22 protein-coding genes are annotated in these 22,598 nt (G+C 70.5%); 9 read left to right on the top strand and 13 right to left on the bottom strand.

The annotated features are described in order from the left end of the window. Nucleotides 1-104 precede the first annotated feature (104 nt). Entirely contained in the window at nucleotides 105-1,073 is a 969-nt protein-coding gene (locus tag IE124_RS20985; protein ID WP_189509417.1) for a LysR family transcriptional regulator, read from the top strand. Next, nucleotides 1,070-1,597 carry a GNAT family N-acetyltransferase gene (locus IE124_RS20980; RefSeq protein WP_189509415.1) on the top strand — a complete coding sequence of 176 codons (528 nt, stop codon included), beginning with the start codon at nucleotides 1,070-1,072 and terminating at the stop codon, nucleotides 1,595-1,597. The genes IE124_RS20985 and IE124_RS20980 overlap by 4 nt, the downstream gene beginning before the upstream one ends. Nucleotides 1,598-1,611: 14 nt before the next feature. Here IE124_RS20980 and IE124_RS20975 read toward each other — a convergent pair whose 3' ends face one another. From IE124_RS20975 to sodN, 3 genes are all read right to left on the bottom strand, one after another. Continuing rightward, nucleotides 1,612-2,046, bottom strand: coding sequence for a hypothetical protein (locus IE124_RS20975; RefSeq protein ID WP_189509414.1), 435 nt, complete (start codon nucleotides 2,044-2,046; stop codon nucleotides 1,612-1,614). A gap of 10 nt (nucleotides 2,047-2,056) precedes the next feature. Continuing rightward, nucleotides 2,057-3,175, bottom strand: a complete 1,119-nt coding sequence (locus IE124_RS20970) for a hypothetical protein (protein WP_229832645.1) — start codon at nucleotides 3,173-3,175, stop codon at nucleotides 2,057-2,059. 127 nt (nucleotides 3,176-3,302) lie between these two features. Further along, complete coding sequence (gene sodN / locus IE124_RS20965) at nucleotides 3,303-3,698, bottom strand: superoxide dismutase, Ni (RefSeq protein WP_189509412.1); 396 nt, start codon at nucleotides 3,696-3,698, stop codon at nucleotides 3,303-3,305. A gap of 171 nt (nucleotides 3,699-3,869) precedes the next feature. Here sodN and sodX point away from each other — a divergent pair, with 171 nt between their 5' ends. Further along, the gene (sodX, locus tag IE124_RS20960) at nucleotides 3,870-4,307 is read left to right on the top strand and encodes a nickel-type superoxide dismutase maturation protease (RefSeq protein ID WP_189509410.1); all 438 of its coding nucleotides are present in this window, start codon (nucleotides 3,870-3,872) and stop codon (nucleotides 4,305-4,307) included. Here the strand turns inward: sodX and IE124_RS20955 are convergent. Continuing rightward, nucleotides 4,211-4,840: a CGNR zinc finger domain-containing protein gene (locus IE124_RS20955; protein ID WP_189509408.1), complete on the bottom strand. Its 630-nt coding sequence runs from the start codon at nucleotides 4,838-4,840 to the stop codon at nucleotides 4,211-4,213. The two genes, sodX and IE124_RS20955, sit on opposite strands and share 97 nt — an antisense overlap. Before the next feature lie 93 nt (nucleotides 4,841-4,933). Between IE124_RS20955 and IE124_RS20950 the strand changes: the two genes are divergently transcribed. Beyond that, on the top strand, nucleotides 4,934-5,683 hold the full coding sequence (locus tag IE124_RS20950) for a class I SAM-dependent methyltransferase (RefSeq protein WP_189509406.1): 750 nt from the start codon (nucleotides 4,934-4,936) through the stop codon (nucleotides 5,681-5,683). A 285-nt stretch (nucleotides 5,684-5,968) separates the two neighbouring features. After that, nucleotides 5,969-6,304 carry a hypothetical protein gene (locus IE124_RS20945; protein ID WP_189509404.1) on the top strand — a complete coding sequence of 112 codons (336 nt, stop codon included), beginning with the start codon at nucleotides 5,969-5,971 and terminating at the stop codon, nucleotides 6,302-6,304. Nucleotides 6,305-6,394: 90 nt separating this feature from the next. On the opposite strand, the gene IE124_RS20940 is transcribed toward IE124_RS20945, so the two are convergent. Genes IE124_RS20940 through IE124_RS20930 form a run of 3 tightly spaced genes read right to left on the bottom strand, consistent with a single transcriptional unit; the run spans nucleotide 6,395 to nucleotide 9,098 of the window. Beyond that, on the bottom strand, nucleotides 6,395-7,156 hold the full coding sequence (locus IE124_RS20940; RefSeq protein ID WP_306432416.1) for an amino acid ABC transporter ATP-binding protein: 762 nt from the start codon (nucleotides 7,154-7,156) through the stop codon (nucleotides 6,395-6,397). Further along, the gene (locus tag IE124_RS20935; protein ID WP_189509402.1) at nucleotides 7,153-8,091 is read right to left on the bottom strand and encodes an amino acid ABC transporter permease; all 939 of its coding nucleotides are present in this window, start codon (nucleotides 8,089-8,091) and stop codon (nucleotides 7,153-7,155) included. The genes IE124_RS20940 and IE124_RS20935 overlap by 4 nt, the downstream gene beginning before the upstream one ends. 29 nt (nucleotides 8,092-8,120) lie before the next feature. Then, a complete protein-coding gene (locus tag IE124_RS20930) occupies nucleotides 8,121-9,098 on the bottom strand; it encodes an ABC transporter substrate-binding protein (protein ID WP_189509400.1) in 978 nt (325 codons plus the stop codon). Nucleotides 9,099-9,634: 536 nt separating this feature from the next. Between IE124_RS20930 and IE124_RS20925 the strand changes: the two genes are divergently transcribed. From IE124_RS20925 to IE124_RS20915, 3 genes are all read left to right on the top strand, one after another. After that, nucleotides 9,635-10,846: an NAD(P)-dependent malic enzyme gene (locus IE124_RS20925; RefSeq protein WP_189509398.1), complete on the top strand. Its 1,212-nt coding sequence runs from the start codon at nucleotides 9,635-9,637 to the stop codon at nucleotides 10,844-10,846. A 195-nt stretch (nucleotides 10,847-11,041) separates the two neighbouring features. Further along, nucleotides 11,042-12,007 carry a zinc-binding dehydrogenase gene (locus IE124_RS20920; protein ID WP_189509396.1) on the top strand — a complete coding sequence of 322 codons (966 nt, stop codon included), beginning with the start codon at nucleotides 11,042-11,044 and terminating at the stop codon, nucleotides 12,005-12,007. Nucleotides 12,008-12,086: 79 nt separating this feature from the next. Next, entirely contained in the window at nucleotides 12,087-13,508 is a 1,422-nt protein-coding gene (locus IE124_RS20915) for a cellulase family glycosylhydrolase (protein ID WP_189509394.1), read from the top strand. Between the two features lie 10 nt (nucleotides 13,509-13,518). Here the strand turns inward: IE124_RS20915 and IE124_RS20910 are convergent, their stop codons facing one another. Beyond that, nucleotides 13,519-14,478, bottom strand: a complete 960-nt coding sequence (locus tag IE124_RS20910; RefSeq protein WP_189509392.1) for a helix-turn-helix transcriptional regulator — start codon at nucleotides 14,476-14,478, stop codon at nucleotides 13,519-13,521. Nucleotide 14,479: 1 nt separating this feature from the next. After that, complete coding sequence (locus tag IE124_RS20905) at nucleotides 14,480-15,385, bottom strand: DUF4097 family beta strand repeat-containing protein (RefSeq protein WP_189509390.1); 906 nt, start codon at nucleotides 15,383-15,385, stop codon at nucleotides 14,480-14,482. Between the two features lie 148 nt (nucleotides 15,386-15,533). Here IE124_RS20905 and IE124_RS20900 point away from each other — a divergent pair, with 148 nt between their 5' ends. Then, on the top strand, nucleotides 15,534-16,349 hold the full coding sequence (locus IE124_RS20900; protein ID WP_189509388.1) for a hypothetical protein: 816 nt from the start codon (nucleotides 15,534-15,536) through the stop codon (nucleotides 16,347-16,349). 21 nt (nucleotides 16,350-16,370) lie between these two features. Here IE124_RS20900 and IE124_RS20895 read toward each other — a convergent pair whose 3' ends face one another. The 4 genes from IE124_RS20895 to IE124_RS20880 form a co-directional block, all read right to left on the bottom strand. Further along, on the bottom strand, nucleotides 16,371-16,556 hold the full coding sequence (locus IE124_RS20895; RefSeq protein ID WP_189509386.1) for a DUF6104 family protein: 186 nt from the start codon (nucleotides 16,554-16,556) through the stop codon (nucleotides 16,371-16,373). A 103-nt stretch (nucleotides 16,557-16,659) separates the two neighbouring features. After that, entirely contained in the window at nucleotides 16,660-20,445 is a 3,786-nt protein-coding gene (locus IE124_RS20890) for a multifunctional oxoglutarate decarboxylase/oxoglutarate dehydrogenase thiamine pyrophosphate-binding subunit/dihydrolipoyllysine-residue succinyltransferase subunit (protein WP_189509385.1), read from the bottom strand. Between the two features lie 290 nt (nucleotides 20,446-20,735). Then, nucleotides 20,736-21,830, bottom strand: a complete 1,095-nt coding sequence (locus tag IE124_RS20885) for a HAMP domain-containing sensor histidine kinase (RefSeq protein ID WP_189509383.1) — start codon at nucleotides 21,828-21,830, stop codon at nucleotides 20,736-20,738. Beyond that, the gene (locus tag IE124_RS20880; RefSeq protein ID WP_056644011.1) at nucleotides 21,827-22,564 is read right to left on the bottom strand and encodes a response regulator transcription factor; all 738 of its coding nucleotides are present in this window, start codon (nucleotides 22,562-22,564) and stop codon (nucleotides 21,827-21,829) included. Before IE124_RS20880 ends, IE124_RS20885 begins: the two co-directional genes overlap by 4 nt. Between the last annotated feature and the right edge of the window lie 34 nt (nucleotides 22,565-22,598).

The raw sequence follows: 22,598 nt of genomic DNA, 5'->3' as shown, positions 1-22,598 counted from the left end.
GCCCACATCGCCCGGTCCGGACCGCCCAACTGCCTTGCAAACCAAGGTATTTGACATGTACCGGCTATCTGGTGCGACGTAGATCGCCGCCCTACCCTCAGGGCATGGAGCTGGAGGTGAGACATCTGCGGGCGCTCTGCGCCATCGCGGACGCGGGCAGCCTGCACAAGGCGGCACGACAACTGGGCATGAGCCAGCCCTCGTTGACCACCCAGCTGCGTCGCATCGAGAACTCCCTGGGCGCCGAGCTCTTCTCCCGCGGCCGCACCGGCTGCCTGCCCACCCCACTCGGCCGCTCCGTGCTCAGCCGGGCCCGCCCCCTCGTCGCGGACATGGCCGCGCTGGTCACCGAGACACGGGCCGCGGTCGCCCGCACCGAGGGCCCCGGACTGCGCGTCGGCTCCACCGCGAGCCGGGCGCTGCCCGGCTGGCTGCGCCGGATCCGCGAGCGACTGCCCGGCACGGACGTCGGCCTCCGCGTGGACGTCTCCGCCAACGCACTGCTGAGCACGGTCGCCGCGGGCCGGCTCGATGTGGCCTTCGTCCACGAGGTCGAGGGCTGCCCCCTGCGGGTGCCCGAGGGCCTCCAGCACCGGATCCTGGTCGCCCGTGAGCCGCAGTTCGTCTCCATGGCCCGCGACCACCCCGCCGCCGCGAGCCCCGTCGTCGACCTCGCCGACCTCGCCGGCGACCACTGGATGGTCGATCCGACCGTGGACGGCGAATGGGACGGACTCCTGCGGGTCCTCGGAGCGGCCGGCATCGACCCGCCGCTGCTCCACGGCGACTACCACACGGCCGCGTCCCTTATTGTCCTCGGCGAGGCCGTCGCGCCCTGCCAGCCGACCTCCGTCCCCCGCGAGGACATGGCGATCCGGCCCCTGCGCGGCGACCCGCTGGCGGTCCGGCTGCTGCTGTACGCGCGCCCAGGGACGGCCCTCGACACCCTGTACGCGGAGCTGTCCGCCGCCTATCGCGAAGCGGCCCTGCGCGCCGCCCCGTACCGCGAGTGGCTGCGGCGTCAAGCCGCGGCCGCGGGGCTGTCGGTGGGGCCGTGCATGATGGCCGTATGAGCGATCGTGACAGTGGGGGCGGACGGGCCATGGTGCGTCACGCCCGCGTGGAGGACCTGGGGCGGCTCGTCGAACTCGTCGCCGAGCACGCCGAGTACGAGAAGGCCGCACCACCGGCCCCGGGCCTGGCGGACCGCCTGGCGGGCCTGCTGTTCGGCGACCGGGGGAGCACCGGCGAGCCGCACGCCCTCCCGCGTACCGTCGCGCCCCGCCTCCGCTGCCTGGTCGCCGAGCTCCCGGACGGCAGCCTCGCGGGCTACGCCACCTGCGCGCCCGAACTCTCCACGTGGGACGGCGTCGCCTACCTCCACATGGACTGCCTCTACCTCACCTCCACGGCCCGCGGCCACGGCCTCGGCCCGCTCCTGGTCGACGCGGTCCGCGCGGAGGCGCGGGCGCTGGGCCTGACGGAGATCCAGTGGCAGACCCCCGCCTGGAACGAGGGCGCGATCCGCTTCTACGACCGCCTGGGCGCGACGTCCAAGGAGAAGCGCCGCTACACCCTCCCGACGGACCCGGCCTGATCGACAGGACATCCCTAGCGGACGGGGACCAGGCCGGTCTTCGGGTCGGCCCGGACGGCGGCCTGCCAGACCGTGGGATCGCAGTGCTCGCCATTGGGCTGGGACTTGCGCAGCGTGACCTGAGCGGAGCGGTCGTAGGAGATACTGCCGTCGACCGGGTCGGTGACCTGGAAGCGCACGGTCATGCGCTGCTCTCCGTCGGCCTCGGGTAGGGGCACTCGGAAGGTCCACCGGGGCTCGCGCTCCGCCGGCCCCTTCCCCTCCTGACAGATCTGGTCGGCGCAGAGCCGGTACAGGGCCCCGGCGGGGAACGGCGCGCGGTCCCAGACGACACTCACCTCGGAGTCGGCGCCCATGAGGGTGCACGCCCTGGGCTCCTCGACGCACCCGGCCAAGGTCACCGAGGCCGCCACCGCGACCACCCAACGCGCTGTTCTCTCCGCCGCCATGGGTGCAGTATCAGTCCCCGGCCGAGGGAGGCCAAGGGGCGGCGAGCAGCCTTCGCGCCTCCTCGACGACAGCAGCCGCCCGCAGCTCCCGATCGCAACGCGGCATCGCGGCCCAGTCGTTGAGGGCGTCGGTCCTGTCGACCAGCGGTTTGAGAGCCCGCGGCCGGGCGAGCGCGGACCAGCCCTCGTACGTGACCAGGTCGCCGCCGGCGCCGGGCGCCAGGCTGCCGTTCACGACGAGCCGGAGCCACCAGCGGACGAGCTCCCAGCGGGCCGCTTCCTCGGGAAGGTCCTGGAGCAGGCCCAGTTCGGCCAGTACGTCCCCGAACAGGGCCTCGGCCTGCTGGTGTTCGGCGCGGGCGAGGCCGGCGAGGAGGGGGAGGGACTCCGCCTCGACGTCGAGGACCAGGGCGGTGAGGGCGGCCTCGACGAGTTGCTCGGGGCGGTGGGGCCGGCCGATCAGCCGCTCCAGGGCCAGCATGCCCAGACAGTCGACGGCCTCCTGGGCGGTCACGGCGTACGGCGTGAACGGGGTGGGCGCGGTGACGTCGATGCCCGGCCCGCCGTCGACGAAGTACGACCAGAAGTCGACGCCCAGGCGGCCGTGGGCGCCACCGGCCTGACCGAGGAACTCGTACCGGAGGTAGTCGCCGAGGTCGTTGCCGTAGACGATGATGTCGGTTTGCACCACGGACAGGACCTGGTCCCCGTACGCGCCCGCCACACCGGGCAGGTAGCGGTGCCCGTAGACCGGCACCAGGGGCGGCACGGTCGCCATCTCCGACCGCGCGAGGCGCAGCGCGTCGGACGTCTCCGCGGGCCGCGGCGGCCAGGAGGGGTGCCAGAACCTTGCGTGCTCCACATCGAAGAGCACCCCCTCCACCGGCCGGGCGAGCCGCCAGGCCAGGTCCTCGGGGTCGCCGTCCCGCCAGTCGGGCCACCCCGGCGAACCGAGCGGAAGGCCGGCGGCGAGGAACACCCGGTGATCCGCCGAGAAGGCGAAACCGAACCGCGCCTCGACCTCGTCCAGCTCCCGCTCGCTCAGCCCCGGCCCGACCTCGGCCCGCAGCATGCCCTGGAGGCGTCGGGCGGCTTCCGGCGTCAGCGGCGAGGGCGGCGGGGCGGTCATGACCGTCAGCGTAGTGAGGAGCGTGCACACCCCGCGCCGGGGCCGGGAACGCAGACCGCACCCGGTCCGTCGGGACGCCGTGTCGGGCGGCCCGTGGAGCGGGTGCGGTCGGAGGGAGCGAGGAAGGTCAGGCCTTCTTCGTCTCCCAGAAGATGCGGTCGATCTCGGCGATGAGCTCCAGCGCCTTCTCGCCCGTCTTCGGGTCGGTCGACGCCTTGGCGGCCGAGAGGGCCTTCAGGGTGTCGTTGATGAGCGTGTGGAGCTCGGGGTACTTCTCGAAGTGCGGGGGCTTGAAGTAGTCGCTCCAGAGCACCGAGACGTGGTGCTTCGCGAGCTCCGCACGCTGCTCCTTGATGACCGTGGCGCGGGCACGGAAGTGCGCGTCCTCGTTCGCCAGGTACTTCTCCTGGACAGCCTTGACCGACTCGGCCTCGATGCGGGCCTGGGCCGGGTCGTACACGCCGCACGGGAGGTCGCAGTGGGCGCTGACCTTCACCTTGGGGGCAAACAGGCGGGAGAGCATTGAGCCGTCCTTCCTCGTGATCGTCTTCTCAGGTGGGACATTACTCGGTGAGAAGGGCGTTTTCGCGGGCGCCCCCTGGGGCTTAGGTCAAAAGTCCAGGGTCATCATGGGACTCGTGTACGAGTGGACGAGACGTGTCGCGGGACGGGTGCTCGCACGGCGGGAGTGGCGATGAGGGAAGCGGGGCCGGAGCGGGTGGGTGCGGCGGGTGGGCCGCCGTTCGGGGTCGCCGAGGTCACGGGGGTGTCGATGGTGCCCACGCTGCTCCACGGCGACCAGCTGCTCGTGCACTACGGTGGCCGGCTCCGGCCCGGTGCCGTCGCCGTGCTGCGGCATCCGCTCCAGCAGGATCTGCTCATCGTGAAGCGGCTGATCGAGCGACGTGACGGCGGCTGGTGGGTGCTGGGCGACAACCCGGACGCCGAGGGGGACAGCCGGGTCTTCGGAGCCGTACCGCCCGAGCTGGTCCTCGGGCGGGTGCGGGGGCGGTACCGGCCGGTGACGCCGGGGCGTCAGCGGTCGGCCTGGGTGGTGCTCTCCTGGCTCTTGTCCTCGGTCAGGCCCGTGTGGTCCGACCGCTCGGCCTCCAGGCGCTTGCGGGCCCGGTAGGCGGCCACGTTGGCCCGGGTCGCGCAGCGGTCCGAGCAGTAGCGGCGGGAGCGGTTGGTCGAGGTGTCCAGGTAGGCGTTGCGGCAGGGCGGTGCCTGGCAGAGGCCGAGCCGGTCGGCGCCGAATTCGGTGAGGTGGAAGGCCAGGCCCATCGCCGCGATCGCCGCGTATCCCGCGGTCGCGTTCGAGGGGTGGTCGGCGAGGTGCATGTGCCAGCGGGGCCGGCCCTCCTCGTCGAGCGTGTCGTGGCCGGAGATCTGCGGGCTGACGGGGAACTCCAGGAGGAGCGAGTTGAGGAGGTCCACCGCCCCCGTGTGATCGCCCTCGTCGGCCGCGGTGAAGACCGCCCGCAGGCGCGCGCGTACCGAGCGGAAGCGCGTCACGTCGGAGTCGGTCGCCCGCCGGGCCATCTGGGTGGCCGGGCCGAAGAGCTCGCGGATCACCTCGACGGAGGTCAGGGCGTCCTTGTTGCGGGCCGGCTCCTCGGTGTTGACCAGACGCACGGCGTAATCCGAGTAATAGGCCAGTTCCACTTGTAGTCCTTACTCCGTCGGGCTAGTGTCTGGATCGGGAGGGGTAACAGCTGTCGCCCCTCCGAGGGTATTACGAGGCGGGGAGGAACGGCGATGACCGGAACCGACTGGGCGGGCTGGCAGCAGAGCTGGGACCGTCAGCAGGAGTGGTACATGCCGGACCGTGAGGAGCGGTTCCGGGTGATGCTCGACATGGTCGAAGCCTTGGTGGGACCGAAGCCCCGCGTCCTCGACCTCGCGTGCGGTACGGGAAGTATCACGGATCGGCTCCTCCAGAGGTTCCCGGAGGCGACCAGTACCGGAGTCGACCTCGACCCGGCGCTGCTCGCGATCGCCGAGGGGTACTTCGACGGCGACGAGCGCGTCACCTTCGTCACCGCCGACCTCAAGGACCCCGCGTGGGCCGAGCGGCTGCCCCACGACTCGTACGACGCCGTCCTCACCGCCACCGCGCTCCACTGGCTCCACAGCGAGCCCCTGACCGCCCTCTACGGGCAGGTCGCCGGTCTCGTCCGCGACGGCGGCGTCTTCATGAACGCCGACCACATGATCGACGAGACCACCCCCCGCATCAACGCCGCCGAGCGGGCCCAGCGGCATGCCGTCATGGACCGGGCCAGGACCGGTGGAGCGCTGGACTGGGCCGAGTGGTGGGCCCTCGCCGCCAAGGACCCCGTCCTCGCCGAGCCCACGGCCCGCCGCTTCGAGATCTACGGCGAGCACGCCGACGGCGACATGCCCTCCGTCCGCTGGCACGCCGACACCCTCCGCACCGCCGGCTTCGGCGAGGCCAGGGCCGTCTGGGCCTCGCCCTCCGACACCCTGCTCCTCGCCTTGAAGTGAGTGAGGCGATTCGGTCGGACGGCGGAATTCCGGTTCTTTGGCCCGGGAATTCCGCGCCGCTCCCGGAAAGGGAAACCTCAGGTCTTCCTCAAGTGACTCGATATTTCGGATCGGACGGATAGCTTCGTACCCGCATCCCGAATGCATCGACAGAGGGGGAAAGACATGATCATGCGGCGTACCTTGACCACGGCTGCCGTTTTCGTCACGTCTGCTGTGAGTGCGCTGGCCTTCAGCGGTTCGGCCTATGCCGCCACCGGGCCGGGTTACACGGAATTCTGCACCATGCCGTTCGCCAAGGCGGGCGGCGCCTGCTTCTACTCCGGCGACGACAGCTTCAAGGTGACCGACAACTACGCGGACGGCCTGCGCACCGTGCTGCGCTGGGAGCTCGGGGACCGGGCGAAGAAGGGGACCCCCGGCTACATCGTGCGGCGGGGCGAGTGTCACAACACCCGCGGGGCGAACAAGACGATCGTCTGCGACTACGACTTCCCCGAGGGGAAGCTCAACGGCACGAGCCGCTACCTCGTGCATTTCAAGGTGGAGTCGCAGGACGGCCCCAGCGGACGGCCGCAGTATTACGTGGGCGGTCCGATCGGGTACGTGTCGGGCCGCTGAACCGACCGAACGGCAGAATGCGGAATGGGCCCGCCGGATCTTCTCCGGCGGGCCCATTCCGCGTTTCTGTGGCGCGATATCCGTGCCTTGTCACAGCACCTTGGACAGGAACGCCTTCGTCCGGTCGTGCTGCGGGTTGCCCAGGACGTCCCTCGGGTGGCCCGACTCGACCACCACGCCGCCGTCCATGAAGACGAGGTTGTCGCCGACCTCGCGGGCGAAGCCCATCTCGTGGGTGACGACGACCATCGTCATGCCCGACTCGGCCAGGTCGCGCATGACGTCGAGGACGTCACCCACGAGCTCCGGGTCGAGCGCCGACGTCGGCTCGTCGAAGAGCATCAGCTTCGGCTCCATCGCCAGCGCGCGGGCGATGGCGACACGCTGCTGCTGGCCGCCGGAGAGCTGCGACGGGTAGTTCCCCATCTTGTCCCGCAGGCCGACGCGGTCGAGCAGGCGCTCGGCACGCTCGCGCGCCACCGCCTTGGACTCGCCCTTCACCTGGATGGGCGCCTCCATGACGTTGCCCAGGGCCGTCATGTGCGGGAAGAGGTTGAAGCGCTGGAAGACCATGCCGATGTCACGGCGCTGAACCGCGACCTCGCTGTCCTTCAGCTCGTAGAGCTTGTCGCCCTTCTGCCGGTAGCCGACCAGCTGGCCGTCGACGTAGAGGCGGCCCGAGTTGATCTTCTCCAGGTGGTTGATGCACCGGAGGAAGGTGGACTTGCCGGAACCGGACGGGCCGACCAGGCAGAACACCTCGCCGTTGTTCACCTCGAGGTCGATGCCCTTGAGGATGTGCGCGGCGCCGTAGGACTTGTGGACGCCCTCGGCCTTCACCATGGCAGTCACTTGGCCACCGCCTCACGGTTGGAGAATCGGGAGAGGTTCGCCTTGATCTTCTGCCACGGCGTGGCGGGCAGGGACCGCAGGGAGCCGCGGGCGTAGTGCCGCTCCAGGTAGTACTGGCCCACGCTGAACACCGAGGTCAGGATCAGGTACCAGATCGAGGCGACGAAGAACATCTCCATGATCGCGAACGAGGTCGAGGCGATGTCCTGCGCGGCACGCAGCAGCTCCGGGTACTGCACGGCCACGACCAGGGACGAGGTCTTGAGCATGTTGATGAACTCGTTGCCGGTCGGCGGGATGATCACCCGCATCGACTGCGGGAGCACCACGCGCCGCATGGTCTTCGACTGGCTCATGCCCAGGGCGTGCGAGGCCTCGGTCTGGCCCTCGTCGACCGACTGGATGCCGGCCCGGACGATCTCCGCCATGTACGCGCCCTCGTTCAGGCCGAGGCCCAGGAGGGCGGCCAGGAACGGGGTCATGACATCGGTCATCTCGTCCTTGTAGAACCCAATGTTGAACACCGGGAAGATCAGGGCGAGGCTGAACCAGATCAGCAGCTGCACGTAGACCGGGGTGCCGCGGAAGATCCAGATGTAGAGCCAGGCGACCGAACTGGTCACCGGGTTCTTCGAGAGGCGCATCACGGCGAACACCACGCCGAGCACCAGGCCGAGGGCCATAGAGGCCACGCTGATGAGGATGGTGTGCCAGAGACCGCTCAGGATGGTGGAGTCGAACAGCTTCTCCGGCACGGTCGCCCAGCGCACGTTGCCCTGGGAGAAGGCGTATCCGAGGAGCACCAGCAGGGCCACCACCACGACACCGGCGACCCAGCGTCCGTAGTGGCGGACCGGAATGGCCTTGATGGCCTCCGGCGGGACTCCCGCCGGGGTGGGGGACCCGGCGGGAACCTTGTCGAGCTTGTCAGTCACAGCGACTGCCCTTCAGTGGTACGTGGGGGTCAGGAGCCGCCGTTGATCTTGGCCGCGGGGATGGCGCCCTCACCGGCGTTCCACTTGTCGAGGGCGGCCTTGTAGCTGCCGTCCTTGATGGCCGCGTCCAGGGCTTCCTTGAGCGCGTCCCGCAGCTGGGAGTTCTTCTTGTCGACGGCGATGCCGAAGAGGCCCGCGTCCGTCTTGTTGGCGATCGCGTCGAAGTCGTTGCCGCCACCGGCCGTCTGGGCGATGTAGGCGGCGACCGGCGAGTCGTTGAGGTCGGCCACCGCGCCGCCGGCCTTGACGCGGGTCTGCGCCTCGGCGTCGGTCGGGTAGGACTCGAAGGTCAGCTTCGGCTTGCCGTCCTTCTCGCACTTGGCGGCCTGGTCCTTGGCGGCCTGCTCGTACGTCGTGCCGCGCTGCACCGCGAGCTTCTTGCCGCACAGGTCGTCGAGGGACTTGATGTTCTCCGGGTTGCCCTTCTTCACCAGGATGCCGGTGGAGGCGGAGAAGTAGTCGACGAAGTCGACGCCGGAGCCGGTCTTCTGGCCCTTGTCGTCCAGGCCCTCCTGGCGGGCCTTGGTGTCCGTCATCGAGGACATGACGACGTTGGTGCGGCCGGTCGTCAGCGAGGTGAGCAGGGTGTCGAAGGTCCCGCTCTCGAACGCGAACTTCACGCCGAGCTGCTTCGACAGGGCGGCGGCGATGTCGGGGTCGAGGCCGACGATCTCCTCGCCCTTCTTGAACTCCATCGGGGCGTAGGTGGCGTCCGTGCCGACCTTGATCACGCCGGCCTTCTGGATGTCGGCCGGGAGCTTGGAGAAGAGCGGGGCGGAGTTGACGGACTCGCCGGCCTTCGTCGGGGTCGCGGAGCCACCGCCCGCCGTCTGGTCGCCACAGGCGGTCAGCAGCATCGAGCCGGCGACCGCGATGGCGGCGACCGCGGCAAGACGGGACGTGCGGGTCTTGGCGGCGGTCGTGCAGCGCGTGGAGCGTGCGGTCATGGTCGGGTTCCTCCGGCTGGTGAGGGAGTTGCCATAGGTCACGTACGCGTCTTCGAGTGTCGCGACCTCGTGTGATTACGGCATCTTGCCATTCGGACCGCCTCAAACCGACGGCCACGGATGTCAAAATCGGGTAACGGGTGACCCCCGAATCCCGACAGGCCGGTACATCAAGGCCGGACCATCTACGGAAACCCTTCCCCGTCACCGGAAAATCTCCGGTTGATCTCGCCATTCGGACGAGCCGAAAGCGGCCATTCGGGTGCCGTAGGCATCTATAGGGACATCGGGTGACGTGTCGCTCTCCGTCCGTGTCCGGGCGCACTCGGTATGAGTCGCGTCACCGAGAGGTTATGGACTCGTCTGCGGTGCCGTCTGTCCGGTAAGAAGGATCCTTACACCCCTCATCCGGGGCTCAGGGCGCGTTGTGCGGCGCGCCCGAGCGGCTGCCAGACAAGGCGGCCGCGGTGCCTCCCCACCCCTCCTCAACCAGGAGCGGCCACCCTCAAATGAAGCAGACTTAAGGGGTCAACCCAATGGCAGCGGAGATCGTCAATCCTCGCAATGACAGCGGTACGGAAGGAGCTCCCGAGGAGCTCTTCGACCCTGTCTTCGCCCTCCACCGGGGCGGCAAGATGGCTGTGCAGGCCACCGTGCCCCTCCGGGACAAGGACGACCTGTCCCTCGCGTACACGCCCGGCGTCGCCAAGGTGTGCACCGCGATCGCCGAGCAGCCCGAGCTGGTCAACGACTACACCTGGAAGTCCCAGGTCGTGGCCGTCGTGACCGACGGTACGGCGGTGCTCGGCCTCGGTGACATCGGCCCGGAGGCCTCCCTCCCGGTCATGGAGGGGAAGGCCATCCTCTTCAAGCAGTTCGGCGGCGTGGACGCGGTCCCGATCGCCCTCGCCACCACCGACACCGACGAGATCGTCGAGACGGTCGTCCGGCTCGCCCCGTCCTTCGGCGGAGTGAACCTGGAGGACATCTCGGCGCCGCGGTGCTTCGAGATCGAGCGCAAGCTCCAGGAGCGCCTCGACATCCCGGTCTTCCACGACGACCAGCACGGCACCGCGATCGTCACCCTCGCGGCCCTGCGCAACGCGGCGAAGCTGACCGGCCGGACCCTCGGCGACCTCCGCGGCGTCATCTCCGGCGCGGGCGCGGCCGGCGTGGCCATCGCCAAGTTCCTGCTGGAGGCCGGCCTCGGCGACGTCGCCGTCGCCGACCGCAAGGGCATCGTGAGCCGCGACCGCGAGGACCTCACCGACGTCAAGCGCGAGCTGGCCGAGATCACCAACAAGGCGGGCCTGACCGGCTCCCTGGAGACCGCCCTGGCCGGCGCGGACGTGTTCATCGGCGTCTCCGGCGGTACGGTCCCCGAGGCGGCCGTCGCCTCCATGGCCCCGAACGCCTTCGTGTTCGCCATGGCCAACCCGAACCCCGAGGTCCACCCCGACGTCGCGCACAAGTACGCGGCCGTCGTGGCGACCGGGCGTTCGGACTACCCGAACCAGATCAACAACGTCCTCGCGTTCCCCGGCATCTTCGCCGGCGCGCTCCAGGTCCGGGCCTCCCGGATCACCGAGGGCATGAAGATCGCCGCGGCCAACGCCATCGCCGACGTCGTCGGCGACCAGCTCGCCGCCGACTGCGTGATCCCGTCGCCGTTCGACGAGCGGGTCGCCCCCGCCGTCGCGGCCGCGGTGGCCGCCGCTGCCCGTGCGGAGGGCATCGCGCGCCGCTGAGCTCGTACCTGAGCACCCGACAGGGCCCCGTTCCGGACACCCGGACGGGGCCCTGTCGCGTACGGGGCAAGGTTCCGCATGTGCGGGGCGGGATCCTGCCGTGTGCGGCTGCCGTCGGCGTGTCGCCGGGCGGAGGTATGTGTCACACGGGTGCGTGGTTCCGCCACGCACCCGTCGGACCCTAGGGTCGGGGCCATGTTCGCTGCCTACGCCGCCCGAATCGACCGCGACCAGCCCCTGAGCGGGCTCGAATTGGGCGAACGCCCCGAGCCCGAGGTCCGGCCCGGCTGGACCACCGTCACCGTCAAGGCCGCCTCGCTCAACCACCACGACCTGTGGTCGCTGCGCGGGGTCGGGCTTCCCGAGGAGAAGCTGCCGATGATCCTCGGCTGCGACGCCGCCGGCATCGACGAGGACGGGAACGAGGTCGTCCTGCACTCCGTGATCGGCCAGACCGGCCACGGCGTCGGGCCGGACGAACCCCGCTCCATCCTCACCGAGCGGTACCAGGGCACCTTCGCCGAGCGCGTGACCGTCCCCCGCTGGAACGTGCTGCCCAAGCCGAAGGAGCTCTCCTTCGAGGAGGCCGCCTGCCTGCCCACCGCCTGGCTCACCGCGTACCGCATGCTCTTCACCAACGCCGGTGTACGGCCCGGGGACTCGGTGCTCGTGCAGGGCGCGGGCGGCGGTGTCGCCACCGCCGCGATCGCCCTCGGCAAGGCGGCCGGCCTGCGGGTCTTCGCGACCAGCCGTGACGAGGCCAAGCGCAAGCGCGCCGTCGAGCTCGGTGCCGTCGAGGCCTTCGAGCCGGGGGCGCGGCTGCCGCAGCGCGTGGACGCGGTCATCGAGACCGTCGGCGCCGCCACCTGGTCGCACTCGGTCAAATCCCTGCGGCCGGGCGGCAGCCTCGTCATCTCGGGCGCCACGAGCGGGGACCGGCCCGCGCACGCGGAGCTGACCCGGATCTTCTTCCTGGAGCTGAAGGTCGTCGGCTCCACGATGGGCTCCAAGGACGAGCTGGAGGACCTGCTGTCGTTCTGCGCGGCGACGGGCGTCCGGCCGGTCGTGGACGAGGTCCTGCCGCTGGACCGGGCCCGTGAGGGCTTCGAGAAGATGGCCTCCGGCGAACTCTTCGGAAAGATCGTCCTGACGACCTCTTGATGACTCGTCAGTACACCTGATGGGATCTCCGGCACGAGAAACGTGAACATCACTCACCTTGTCGTGTCGGAGGTCTTCCTTGTTGCGAACCACCCTCGCGGCGACCGTCGTCGCCGCGCTGCTCGCCCCGACGGCCGCCCACGCGGACCCCACTGGTCCGGCGAGTCCGGCGAGTCCGGCGAGTCCGGCGAGTCCGAAGAGTGCGTCGGGGGCGGGCATTCCCGCTCTCACCGACGACCGCGGCCGCGTCCTCACCCTGCGCGGCTGGAACGTCGGGGACAAGGCGCACACCGGTGACGCCGCCCTCTCCGCCATCACCGAGAAGCACTTCCGCGACATGCGGGCCAAGGGCTTCAACTTCGCCCGGGTCCTGGTCTTCTGGGACGACCTGGAGCCCAGCCCCGGCCGGTACAGCCAGGCCTACCTCCGCAAGATCGAGCGGGTCCTGGACTGGGCCGAGCGCCACGACGTCAAGGTCGTCCTCGACGCCCACCAGGACGTCTTCGGGCCGGCCTTCGACCACCGGGGCATCCCCGCCTGGGCCACCAGGACGGACGGCCTGCCCTTCACCCCGCACCCCGACGACTGGTTCTCCGAGTACTTCGAGCCCGCCGTACAGCGGGCCTTCACCCATCTGTACGAGGACGAGGACCTCCAGCGCGCCCAGGCCCGCATGTGGCGGGTGCTCGCCGACCGCTTCGAGGACCACCCGGCCGTCCTCGGCTACGACCTGATCAACGAGCCGATGGGCGAGCTGCGGGAGGGCGAGGACCTGGCGACGGCCGCCCGGCGCATCGAACGGGACCAGATCACCCCGATGTACAACCGGATCGCGGACGCGATCCGCTCGGTCGACGACGACAACTGGCTCTTCGTCGAGCCGACCCCGATCGTGGGCGAAGGGGTGCCCACGGGGCTCGGCCGGATCGACGACCCGAAGGTCGTCTACGCCCCGCACTTCTACAACGGCGCCATGGAGGCGGGCGGGGACTACGACCCGGACGCCGGCTGGATCGAGAACTACGAGCAGGCCGTCACCCTGTACCCGAAGGAGTACAAGGTGCCCGTCCTGGTGGGCGAGTGGGGACCGCTCAACAACTCCCAGCCCCATATGAACCGCTTCTACCGCGAGGCCATGGCCTCGCTCGGCCGCTACAGCTCCGGCTGGGCCGGCTGGGAGTGGTGCTACGGCGGAGGCTACTGCGCGGTGGACGGCACGGGCGCCTTCCGCACCAACAAGGAGCTGACCGCCGAGCCCTACGCCGAGGCCGTCGCGGGCACGGTCCGCTCCTCGGCCTACGACGCGGCGGCTGGGGCCTATCGCCTGTCGTACGACGCCGCGGGTCGGCGCGGCCCCCGCGTCACCGAGCTCTCGCTCCCGCCCGGCGACTGGAAGGTGAAGGCCCGGGGCGCGGCGCTCGTACTCCGCAAGGACCGGGGACGGGCCTGGGTCCTCGCGGCCCCGGGCGCCCGGGTGACGGTCACCGTCACCCGGGGCTGACCCGGTCCGCTCAGCTCTCCCGCCGGGGGTTCAGCACGTCGGTGATCCGCACCGCCGCCGTCGACAGATGGCGGCGGGTCGCGGCCAGCTGGTCCCCGGTCACCCCGTGGTCCCGGGCCGCGTCGCGGATCTCGTCCCGGAAGCGGTCGAGCAGCCGGTCGAGATCGCGGCCCGGATCACCCGAACCCTCCGTGTCCCGCGCCCACTCCGGCGCCCGCCCGGCCTCGTCGGTGGCATAGGCGGCGTCGGCGTCGGCGGCGGCGTAGGCCGAAGCGGCCTCGCCGGCGGCTCTGCCGGCGTCCGCCGCCTGGGCCGCCGCCTTCGGGTGGGTCGTGCCCGCCACCAGGCCGCCGAGCTGCGCCGTGATGTCCGAGAGCCCCTCCCAGACCCCCTTGGGCCAGTCTCCCCGGGAGAACCGGTCCTGGACCTCCTCCTGGACCTGCTGGGCGATGCGCTGGAACTCCTTCGCCTGGTGGCGGGCCGACTGGGCCTCCTCCTTGGCCTGGCGGGCCTGTTCCTTCCACTCCTGCTTGGCCCGGCGCAGCTCCTCCTTGGCGTCGGCGAAGGACGGGCCCTCCGCCTTCCGCGTCTGGCCCGCCGCCGCGCGCATCTCGCTGCGCACCCGGCCGGCCGCGCCGCGCACGTCGTCCCGGATCTCCGCCGCCAGCTCCGAGACGGAGTCGCGGATCTCCCGCTCCAGGTCGGTCAGTTCGGCACCGCGGCCGGCCAGCTCGGCGCGGCCCGCGTCGGTGATCGAGTAGACCTTCCGGCCGCCCTCGCTGGCGTGCGTGACGAGACCTTCGGCCTCCAGCTTGGCGAGTCTCGGGTAGACCGTGCCGGCCGAGGGGGCGTAGAGCCCCTGGAAACGCTCCTCCAGCAGCCGGATCACCTCGTAGCCGTGGCGGGGGGCCTCGTCCAGCAGCTTGAGCAGGTAGAGGCGGAGGCGGCCATGGGCGAAGACGGGCGACATGTCAGAGCACCTTTCCGGTCGCGGGGGAGGAGGGGGAGGCCGCGGGAGTGGCGCCGGTCGCGGACTCGGGGGCGGACTCGGTGTCCTCCGCCGTCTCGGGGCGGCGGAGCAGGGCGATGGAGCCGGAGACGGTGGTCGCCTTGAGCGTGCCCCGACCGGAACCCAAGGTGCCGGTGATGGACTTGGTGCCCCACTGACCGCTCACCCGCAGGTCCTCGAAGGCGTTCGACACGGAGCCGCTCGTCGTACTCGCCTCCACCTGGGCGTCGGCCGGGTGCGGCAGCCGGATCGCGACCTGACCGGAGACGCTGGTGAGCCGGATGTCGGCGGGCGGGCCGTCGAGCTCGGCCGGGTCGAGGTCGATGACCATGTCACCGCTGACGGTCTCGGCCTTCACGGAACCGCCCGCGCCCTCGATCACCGTGACGGCGCCCGTCACCGAGGTGACCCGCAGCGCGCCCGTGACCGACTGGGCCTCCAGGCTTCCGGAGACGGTCTCGGCGCGGACCGGGCCGGAGAGCCCGAGGAGGGTCGTGTCGCCCGTGACGCCGCGCACCTCCGTACGCCCTCTGATGCCGGAGACGACCGCCTCCGCGTCGACCGCGCCCACCTCGACGTCGACGCCCGCGGGGACGGCCACGGAGACGACGGCACGGCGCTTGTGGCCCTTGCGGTCGAACCACTTGAGGAGGTTCTTCCAGTGCAGGTCCTCATAGGTCACGGTCAGGGTGGAACCGTCCTGCGTCACGATCAGCGGCGGGCCCTGGATCTCGGAGATCTCCACACGGGCGGAACTCTCCTCCGTCCCCACCACGTTCACCGTGCCGTTGACGATGCGGACCTGCAGGCGCGTCACGGGGTCGGCCGGGGCAAGTTTCGTCGGCTCGGTGACGGACCACTCTGTCATGGTGCTGACCTCCCGTTTCGGCAACGCAACATATCGCGACTCTCGATAGACACGATATATCGCGGTCGAGGGAAGTCAACCCTGACTCTTCCCTGATGCATCGGGGGCAATACCCGCCGTACAGGGACAAATTGACTAGCGTGGAGGCATGAACGCGACATCCGGATCGAGCCCCTCAGGGGCGCTGCTGCTCTGCCGTGCCGACCCCGCCGCGGTCAGGCCACCGGCCCAGCTCCTGCGGGAACAGCTGCTCCTCGCCCCCGCGGGCGACGACTGGAGCGTGCTCGTGCCGGAGGGGAAGCCCTGGCTGCACGGCGGCGAGTCCGTCGACCACGTCGTCACGGGCTGGGCCACCGCCCTCGCCGTCTCCGCGGCGACCTGGCCCGTCCTCGCCCTCTGGTGGGACCGCGACCGGGCCGGGTTCACGCTCGCCGCCGGCTTCCGCCGCACCGTCGGCTACACCTGGCTCGCGGACGGCACGCCCGTCGGCGAGGACGAGGCCATGCGTACCTTCGCGGCCCGGCTCGCCCTCGACCCCGTCCTGGACGTACAGGCCCTGGAACCGCTCACCAAGCCCGACGAGGACGCCGACGCCCACAGCCGGCTCGTCGGCCTCGTCGCCGTCCTCGCCCGCGCCGGTCTCGCCCTGCCGACCGGACTCGTCCCCGGCGACAGCGCCGACCGGCTGCGCTCCGTCGCCCTGGCGCAGGGCGCCGAGCAGCTCGAATGGCACGGCTGGAGGGACGCCGTACGAGCCGAGCTGGACGTGATGGAGGAAGGACCCCTCGGCCCGTACCTGCGCGGCCCCAAGGCGCGGGCGCTGTGCGGGGCGGAGCTCGCGGTGGGCCTGCCGCTGCTGGGTTGGGCCGTCAGCCGACGCAGCGGCGGCTGGGCGACGGCGGGGGCGCTGCTCGTCGCCGACGGCGCGCTCGGACTCGTCTACAACCGGCTGCGGGACCGCTGATCCCGCGGCCCGCCGGTCTTCCTACTCGTCGTCGTCCTCGTCGTCGTCCAGACGGGCCAGCCAGGTCGCGAGGCGCTCGACCGGCACCTCGAAGTCGGGGTTGAGGTCGACGAAGGTCCGCAGCTGCTCGGCGAGCCACTCGAAGGTGACCTCCTCCCCGCCCCGCCGCTTCTCCAGTTCCTCGATGCCACGGTCCGTGAAGTACATGCGCTCAGGATAGGCCGTACGTGCGAGGTCCACGGAACGCCGGAGGCCGGCACCCCCGAGAAGGGGTGCCGGCCTCCGTACGTGGAACCGGGTCCGTACGCGATCAGGCGTCGAAGACCTCGTTGACCAGCTGCTGCTGCTCCGCCTGGTGGCGCTTGGCCGAGCCGACCGCCGGGGAGGAGGAGTGCGGACGCGAGATCCGGCGCAGGCGCTCGCCCGCCGGGATGTCCGCACCGACCGCCAGGTCCAGGTGGTCGATCAGGTTGAGCGCGATGAACGGCCAGGCACCCTGGTTCGCCGGCTCCTCCTGCGCCCAGATGTACTTCGCGGCGTTCGGGTACTTGGCGATCTCGGCCTGGAGCTCGGCACCCGGCAGCGGGTACAGACGCTCGAGGCGGATGATCGCGGTCTCCGTGTCGCCGCGCTTCTGACGCTCGGCCTCCAGGTCGTAGTAGACCTTGCCCGCGCAGAAGACGACCTTGCGGACGTCCGCCGGGTTCGCCGTGACGTCGCCGATCACCGGGCGGAAGCCGCCGGTGGTGAACTCCTCCACCTTGGACGCCGCGGCCTTCAGACGCAGCATCGACTTCGGGGTGAAGACGATGAGCGGCTTGTGGTGCGGGTTGTGGACCTGCCAGCGCAGGAGGTGGAAGTAGTTCGACGGCAGGGTCGGCATGGCGACCGTCATGTTGTCCTGGGCGCACATCTGGAGGAAGCGCTCCGGGCGCGCGGACGAGTGGTCCGGGCCCTGGCCCTCGTAGCCGTGCGGCAGGAGCAGCGTGACGCCGGAGGTCTGGCCCCACTTCTGCTCGGCCGAGGAGATGAACTCGTCGACGACGGTCTGCGCGCCGTTGACGAAGTCACCGAACTGGGCCTCCCAGATGACCAGGGAGTCCGGACGGGCCAGCGAGTAGCCGTACTCGAAGCCCATCGCCGCGTACTCGCTGAGGAGCGAGTCGTAGACGTTGTAGTGGGCCTGGTCGTCGGCCAGGTAGAGCAGCGGGGTGAAGTCCTCGCCGGTCTCCTGGTCCACCAGGACCGCGTGACGCTGGCCGAAGGTGCCGCGGCGGGAGTCCTGGCCGGAGAGCCGGACCGGGGTGCCCTCCATCAGCAGGGAGCCGATGGCGAGGGTCTCGCCGAAGCCCCAGTCGATGGTGCCGTCGTCGATGGAGGCGGCACGGCGCTGCATCTGCGGCAGCAGACGCGCGTGGACCGTGATCCGCTCCGGGATGCTGACCTGCGACTCGGCGATCCGCTTCACGACCTCCTGGGAGACCGCGGTGGTGACGTCGACCGGGAAGGCGGCCTTGGCGTCCGGGACCTGCGTCGGGGACGGCGCGGTGGTGGCCTCGCGGACCTCCGCGAACACCTTCTCCAGCTGGCCCTGGAAGTCCTGGAGCGACTGCTCCGCCTCTTCGAGGGTGATGTCACCGCGACCGATGAGCGACTCGGTGTACAGCTTGCGCACCGAACGCTTCTTGTCGATCAGGTTGTACATCTGCGGGTTGGTGAACGACGGGTTGTCGCCCTCGTTGTGACCGCGGCGGCGGTAGCAGATGAGGTCGATCACGACGTCCTTGTTGAACGTCTGGCGGAACTCGAAGGCGAGCCGCCCGACGCGGACCACGGCCTCCGGGTCGTCGCCGTTCACGTGGAAGATCGGCGCCTCGATCATGCGGGCCACGTCGGTCGCGTACATCGAGGAACGCGAGGACTCCGGGGCGGCGGTGAAGCCGACCTGGTTGTTGATGACGATGTGGACCGTGCCGCCGGTGCGGTAGCCCCGCAGCTGCGACATGTTCAGGGTCTCGGCGACGACACCCTGGCCCGCGAAGGCCGCGTCACCGTGCAGGGCGACCGGCAGGACGGTGAAGTCCGTGCCGCCCTTGTTGATGACGTCCTGCTTGGCGCGGACGATGCCCTCCAGGACCGGGTCGACCGCCTCCAGGTGCGAGGGGTTGGCGGCCAGGGAGACCGTGATCTCCTCGCCGTCGAGACCGGTGAAGGTGCCCTCGGCGCCCAGGTGGTACTTGACGTCGCCGGAGCCGTGCATCGACTTCGGGTCGAGGTTGCCCTCGAACTCGCGGAAGATCTGCGCGTACGACTTGCCCACGATGTTCGCGAGGACGTTCAGGCGGCCGCGGTGGGCCATGCCGATGACGACCTCGTCGAGGCGCGACTCGGCGGCCGAGTCGATGACCGCGTCGAGCAGCGGGATGACGGACTCGCCGCCCTCCAGGGAGAAGCGCTTCTGGCCGACGTACTTCGTCTGCAGGAAGGTCTCGAAGGCCTCCGCCGCGTTCAGCCGGCGCAGGATCCGGAGCTGCTCCTCGCGCTCCACGCGGGCGTGGGGGCGCTCGACGCGGTCCTGGATCCACTTGCGCTGCTTCGGGTCCTGGATGTGCATGAACTCGACGCCGGTGGTGCGGCAGTACGAGTCGCGCAGGACGCCGAGGATGTCGCGGAGCTTCATCATCGACTTGCCGGCGAAGCCACCGACCGCGAACTCCCGCTCCAGGTCCCACAGGGTGAGGCCGTGCTCGGTGATGTCCAGGTCGGGGTGCTTGCGCTGCTTGTACTCCAGCGGGTCGGTGTCGGCCATGACGTGGCCGCGGACCCGGTAGGAGTGGATCAGCTCGAAGACGCGCGCGGCCTTCGTGACGTCGTCGTCGTGCGACGCGTCGATGTCCTTGAGCCAGCGGACCGGCTCGTAGGGGATGCGCAGCGCCTTGAAGATGTCGTCGTAGAAGCCTTCCTCGCCGAGGAGGAAGTTCGCGACGATCCGCAGGAACTCGCCGGAGGCGGCGCCCTGGATGACGCGGTGGTCGTACGTCGAGGTCAGGGTCATGACCTTCGAGATGCCCAGCTTGTTCAGGGTGTCCTGGGAGGTGCCCTGGAACTCGGCCGGGTAGTCCATCGAGCCGACGCCCATGATGACCGACTGGCCGGGCATCAGACGCGGGACGGAGTGGACGGTGCCGAGGCCGCCGGGGTTGGTCAGGGAGACCGTGACGCCGGTGAAGTCGTCCATCGACAGCTTGCCCACGCGGGCCCGCTTGACGATGTCCTCGTACGCCTGCCAGAACTCGAAGAAGTTGAGCGTCTCGGCCTTCTTGATGCCCGCGACGACGAGCTGGCGGTCGCCGTTGGGCTTCACCAGGTCGATCGCGAGACCGAAGTTGACGTGCTCCGGCTTGACCAGGGTCGGCTTGCCGTCCTTCTCCGCGAAGGAGTAGTTCATCGACGGCATGGCCTTGATCGCCTGCACCATCGCGTAGCCGATCAGGTGCGTGAAGGAGATCTTCCCGCCCCGGGCGCGCTTCAGGTGGTTGTTGATCACGATCCGGTTGTCGAAGAGCAGCTTCACCGGGACGGCGCGGACGGACGTGGCCGTCGGCACCTCGAGCGAGGCGTTCATGTTCTTCGCGACCGCGGCGGCGGGGCCGCGCAGCGTGATCAGCTCGGGACCGACGGGGGCCACGGTGGCCTCCTGGGCCTTCGCAGGGGCCGGAGCGGCGGCAGCGGGCTTCGCGGCGGCCGGCGCGGGGGCCGCGGCCGGCTTCACCGGAGCCGGGGCCGCGGCCGGGGCGGGCGCGGGGGCCGGAACGACCGCGGGAGCCGAAGGCGCGGCCTGTGCGGGGCTCGCCTGCGGCGCGGCGGGCGCGCTCGGAGTGGTGGCAGCCGGGGCGGTCGGGGTCGCCGACGCTCCGGGCTTGTAGTCGGCGAAGAAGTCCCACCAGGCACGATCGACCGAATTCGGGTCCTGGAGGTACTGCTGGTAGATCTCGTCGACGAGCCACTCATTGGCACCGAAGGCGGCGGCAGGGTTCTTACCCTGCCCGTCTTGGTCGGTCGGGGAGCTCGGGGTACTGGGGGACTGAGACGACACGGCGGCAACCGCCCTCTTCCGCTTCACAAGGTGATGGACAGCGGAAATAAAGGCTACGCCTGTCCGGCCGGGAGGTGCAGGCCAGGCACTCCAACGTCGCGCAAGTCACACTTGACGAGGTGTTTCGGGACCGTGAATGGCGGGAAACAACCGTGGTTCCGCATGTGTGAGGGTACGGAAAAGCGCGGGCACGGCCCACTTCGACCGCATCCCTGATCGCACCCCGTTCACGTGCGCGCAGGTCCCGCTCACGTACACGCAGAACGTGCTCTTCCGGTTCGAACCCTACGTCAATCTCTCGGGGGAAGGCTGCCCGGAAGAGTGACTCGGATGCGGCAGCCGCGTGACGATTCGGCCACGCCGATCCCGCCACCGTGCAGATCCACGGCCCAGCGGGCGATCGCGAGCCCGAGCCCGGTGCCGCCGTCGCTGCCCGGACCCTGCCGGCGCGGCATGGTGCCGCGGTTGAACCGCTCGAAGACCTTGTGCCGCTCGGACTCCGGGATGCCGGGACCCTCGTCCTCGACCACCAGCTCCAGCGAGTCCGGATACGGGCCGCGGCGGGCCCGGACCGTGACCCGGCCGTGCGGCGGCGAGTGCTTCACCGCGTTGTCGATCAGATTGGCCATGACCTGGTGGAGCCGCTCCGCGTCCGCGTGGGCGACCAGCTCGGGCGGCGACACGTCCAGGTGCAGATGGACGTCCGTGCGGTTGTGCAGCCCGGACGTGGAGAACAGGCCGCGCTGGGACGCGGCGAGGTTCGCCTCCCGCAGCACGCCCGACAGGTACGGCCAGACCTCGAAACGGCTGGCCTTCAGCGCCACGACACCGTTGTCAAGACGTGACAGGTCCAGCAGCGTCTCCACCAGCCGGCCCAGCCGCTCCGTCTGTTTCAGCGCTGAGCGCATCGTCTCCGGATCGGCCTCGGACACCCCGTCCACGACGTTCTCCAGGACGGCCCGGAGCGCGGCGATCGGCGTGCGCAGCTCGTGCGACACGTTGGCGACCAGCTCCTTGCGGTGCCGGTCGACCGCCTCCAGGTCGTCCGCCATGCGGTTGATCGTCGAGGCCAGGTCGCCCAGCTCGTCCCGCCGGTCCGCACCCCGCACCCGCCGGCTGAAGTCGCCGCGCGAGATCGTCCCGGCCACCGTGGTCATCTCGTCGAGCGGCGCCGTCAGCGACTGCGCCACGAACTGGGTGATCAGCAGCGTCGCGATCATCGCGAAGATCGTGATGTACCGGAACTCGGTGGACGTGCGGATCGCCACCAGGGCGAGACACGAGGTCAGCAGGACCGCGCCGACGACCAGGGCGCCGAGCTTGGTCTTGATCGAGATCACGATCCGGCGCCGGGCTCCGGTGCGCCTGCCCGGCCGTCGCCTCACGGCGCCGGGGTCTCCAGCGCGTAACCCACGCCATGGACCGTACGGATGCGCTCGGCTCCGATCTTCCGGCGCAGCGCCTTGATGTGGCTGTCCACGGTCCGGGTGCCGGAGGCGTCCGCCCAGTCCCACACCTCGGCGAGCAGCTGCTCGCGCGAGAGGACCGCCCTCGGGGTGCTCGCCAGACAGACCAGCAGGTCGAACTCGGTCGGGGTCAGGTGCACGTCCTCGGAGCGCACCCGGACCCGGCGCTGCGCGTGGTCGATCTCCAGCTCGCCGAGGCGCAGGATCCCGCTGCGCGGGGTGACGGCCGCCAGCGCTGCCCGCTCGACCCGGCGCAGCAGGACGTGCACCCGGGCGGCGAGCTCGCGCATCGAGAACGGCTTCGTCATGTAGTCGTCCGCGCCGACGCCGAGCCCGACCAGCATGTCGGTCTCGTCGTCCCGGGCGGTCAGCATGAGGACCGGGACGGGGCGCTGGGCCTGGACCCTGCGGCACACCTCCAGGCCGTCGAAGCCCGGGAGCATCACGTCGAGGACCATCAGGTCCGGCTGCCAGGCCTCGGCGGCGTCGACGGCCGCGGGGCCGTCCGTCGCGGTCTGCACGAGAAAGCCCTCTGCGCGCAGCCGCGCGGAGATCGCCTCGACGATCGTCGCGTCGTCCTCGACCACGAGGACCCGTCGCTGGGCCCCGGGAGTGGCCGCCGCACCGTGGTGAGTGGTGTGTGTCTGCTCCATTGCCCCGCCTCGCGTCGCCGATGTCGGTGCAGCA

The sequence above is a fragment of the Streptomyces narbonensis genome (assembly GCF_014649015.1).
Classification (GTDB): Bacteria; Actinomycetota; Actinomycetes; order Streptomycetales; family Streptomycetaceae; genus Streptomyces; species Streptomyces narbonensis.
Note: the sequence above shows the minus strand (reverse complement) of the source record. Positions and strands in the feature narration are given on the sequence as shown.

Excerpts from the sequence above, each read along its gene's own strand:
- IE124_RS20985 (WP_189509417.1), top strand. The coding sequence starts at position 105 with ATGGAGCTGGAGGTGAGACATCTGCGGGCGCTCTGCGCCATCGCGGAC.
- IE124_RS20980 (WP_189509415.1), top strand. The coding sequence starts at position 1,070 with ATGAGCGATCGTGACAGTGGGGGCGGACGGGCCATGGTGCGTCACGCC.
- IE124_RS20975 (WP_189509414.1), bottom strand. The coding sequence starts at position 2,046 with ATGGCGGCGGAGAGAACAGCGCGTTGGGTGGTCGCGGTGGCGGCCTCG.
- IE124_RS20970 (WP_229832645.1), bottom strand. The coding sequence starts at position 3,175 with ATGACCGCCCCGCCGCCCTCGCCGCTGACGCCGGAAGCCGCCCGACGC.
- sodN (WP_189509412.1), bottom strand. The coding sequence starts at position 3,698 with ATGCTCTCCCGCCTGTTTGCCCCCAAGGTGAAGGTCAGCGCCCACTGC.
- sodX (WP_189509410.1), top strand. The coding sequence starts at position 3,870 with ATGAGGGAAGCGGGGCCGGAGCGGGTGGGTGCGGCGGGTGGGCCGCCG.
- IE124_RS20950 (WP_189509406.1), top strand. The coding sequence starts at position 4,934 with ATGACCGGAACCGACTGGGCGGGCTGGCAGCAGAGCTGGGACCGTCAG.
- IE124_RS20945 (WP_189509404.1), top strand. The coding sequence starts at position 5,969 with ATGCCGTTCGCCAAGGCGGGCGGCGCCTGCTTCTACTCCGGCGACGAC.
- IE124_RS20930 (WP_189509400.1), bottom strand. The coding sequence starts at position 9,098 with ATGACCGCACGCTCCACGCGCTGCACGACCGCCGCCAAGACCCGCACG.
- IE124_RS20925 (WP_189509398.1), top strand. The coding sequence starts at position 9,635 with ATGGCAGCGGAGATCGTCAATCCTCGCAATGACAGCGGTACGGAAGGA.
- IE124_RS20920 (WP_189509396.1), top strand. The coding sequence starts at position 11,042 with ATGTTCGCTGCCTACGCCGCCCGAATCGACCGCGACCAGCCCCTGAGC.
- IE124_RS20910 (WP_189509392.1), bottom strand. The coding sequence starts at position 14,478 with ATGTCGCCCGTCTTCGCCCATGGCCGCCTCCGCCTCTACCTGCTCAAG.
- IE124_RS20905 (WP_189509390.1), bottom strand. The coding sequence starts at position 15,385 with ATGACAGAGTGGTCCGTCACCGAGCCGACGAAACTTGCCCCGGCCGAC.
- IE124_RS20900 (WP_189509388.1), top strand. The coding sequence starts at position 15,534 with ATGAACGCGACATCCGGATCGAGCCCCTCAGGGGCGCTGCTGCTCTGC.
- IE124_RS20895 (WP_189509386.1), bottom strand. The coding sequence starts at position 16,556 with ATGTACTTCACGGACCGTGGCATCGAGGAACTGGAGAAGCGGCGGGGC.
- IE124_RS20880 (WP_056644011.1), bottom strand. The coding sequence starts at position 22,564 with ATGGAGCAGACACACACCACTCACCACGGTGCGGCGGCCACTCCCGGG.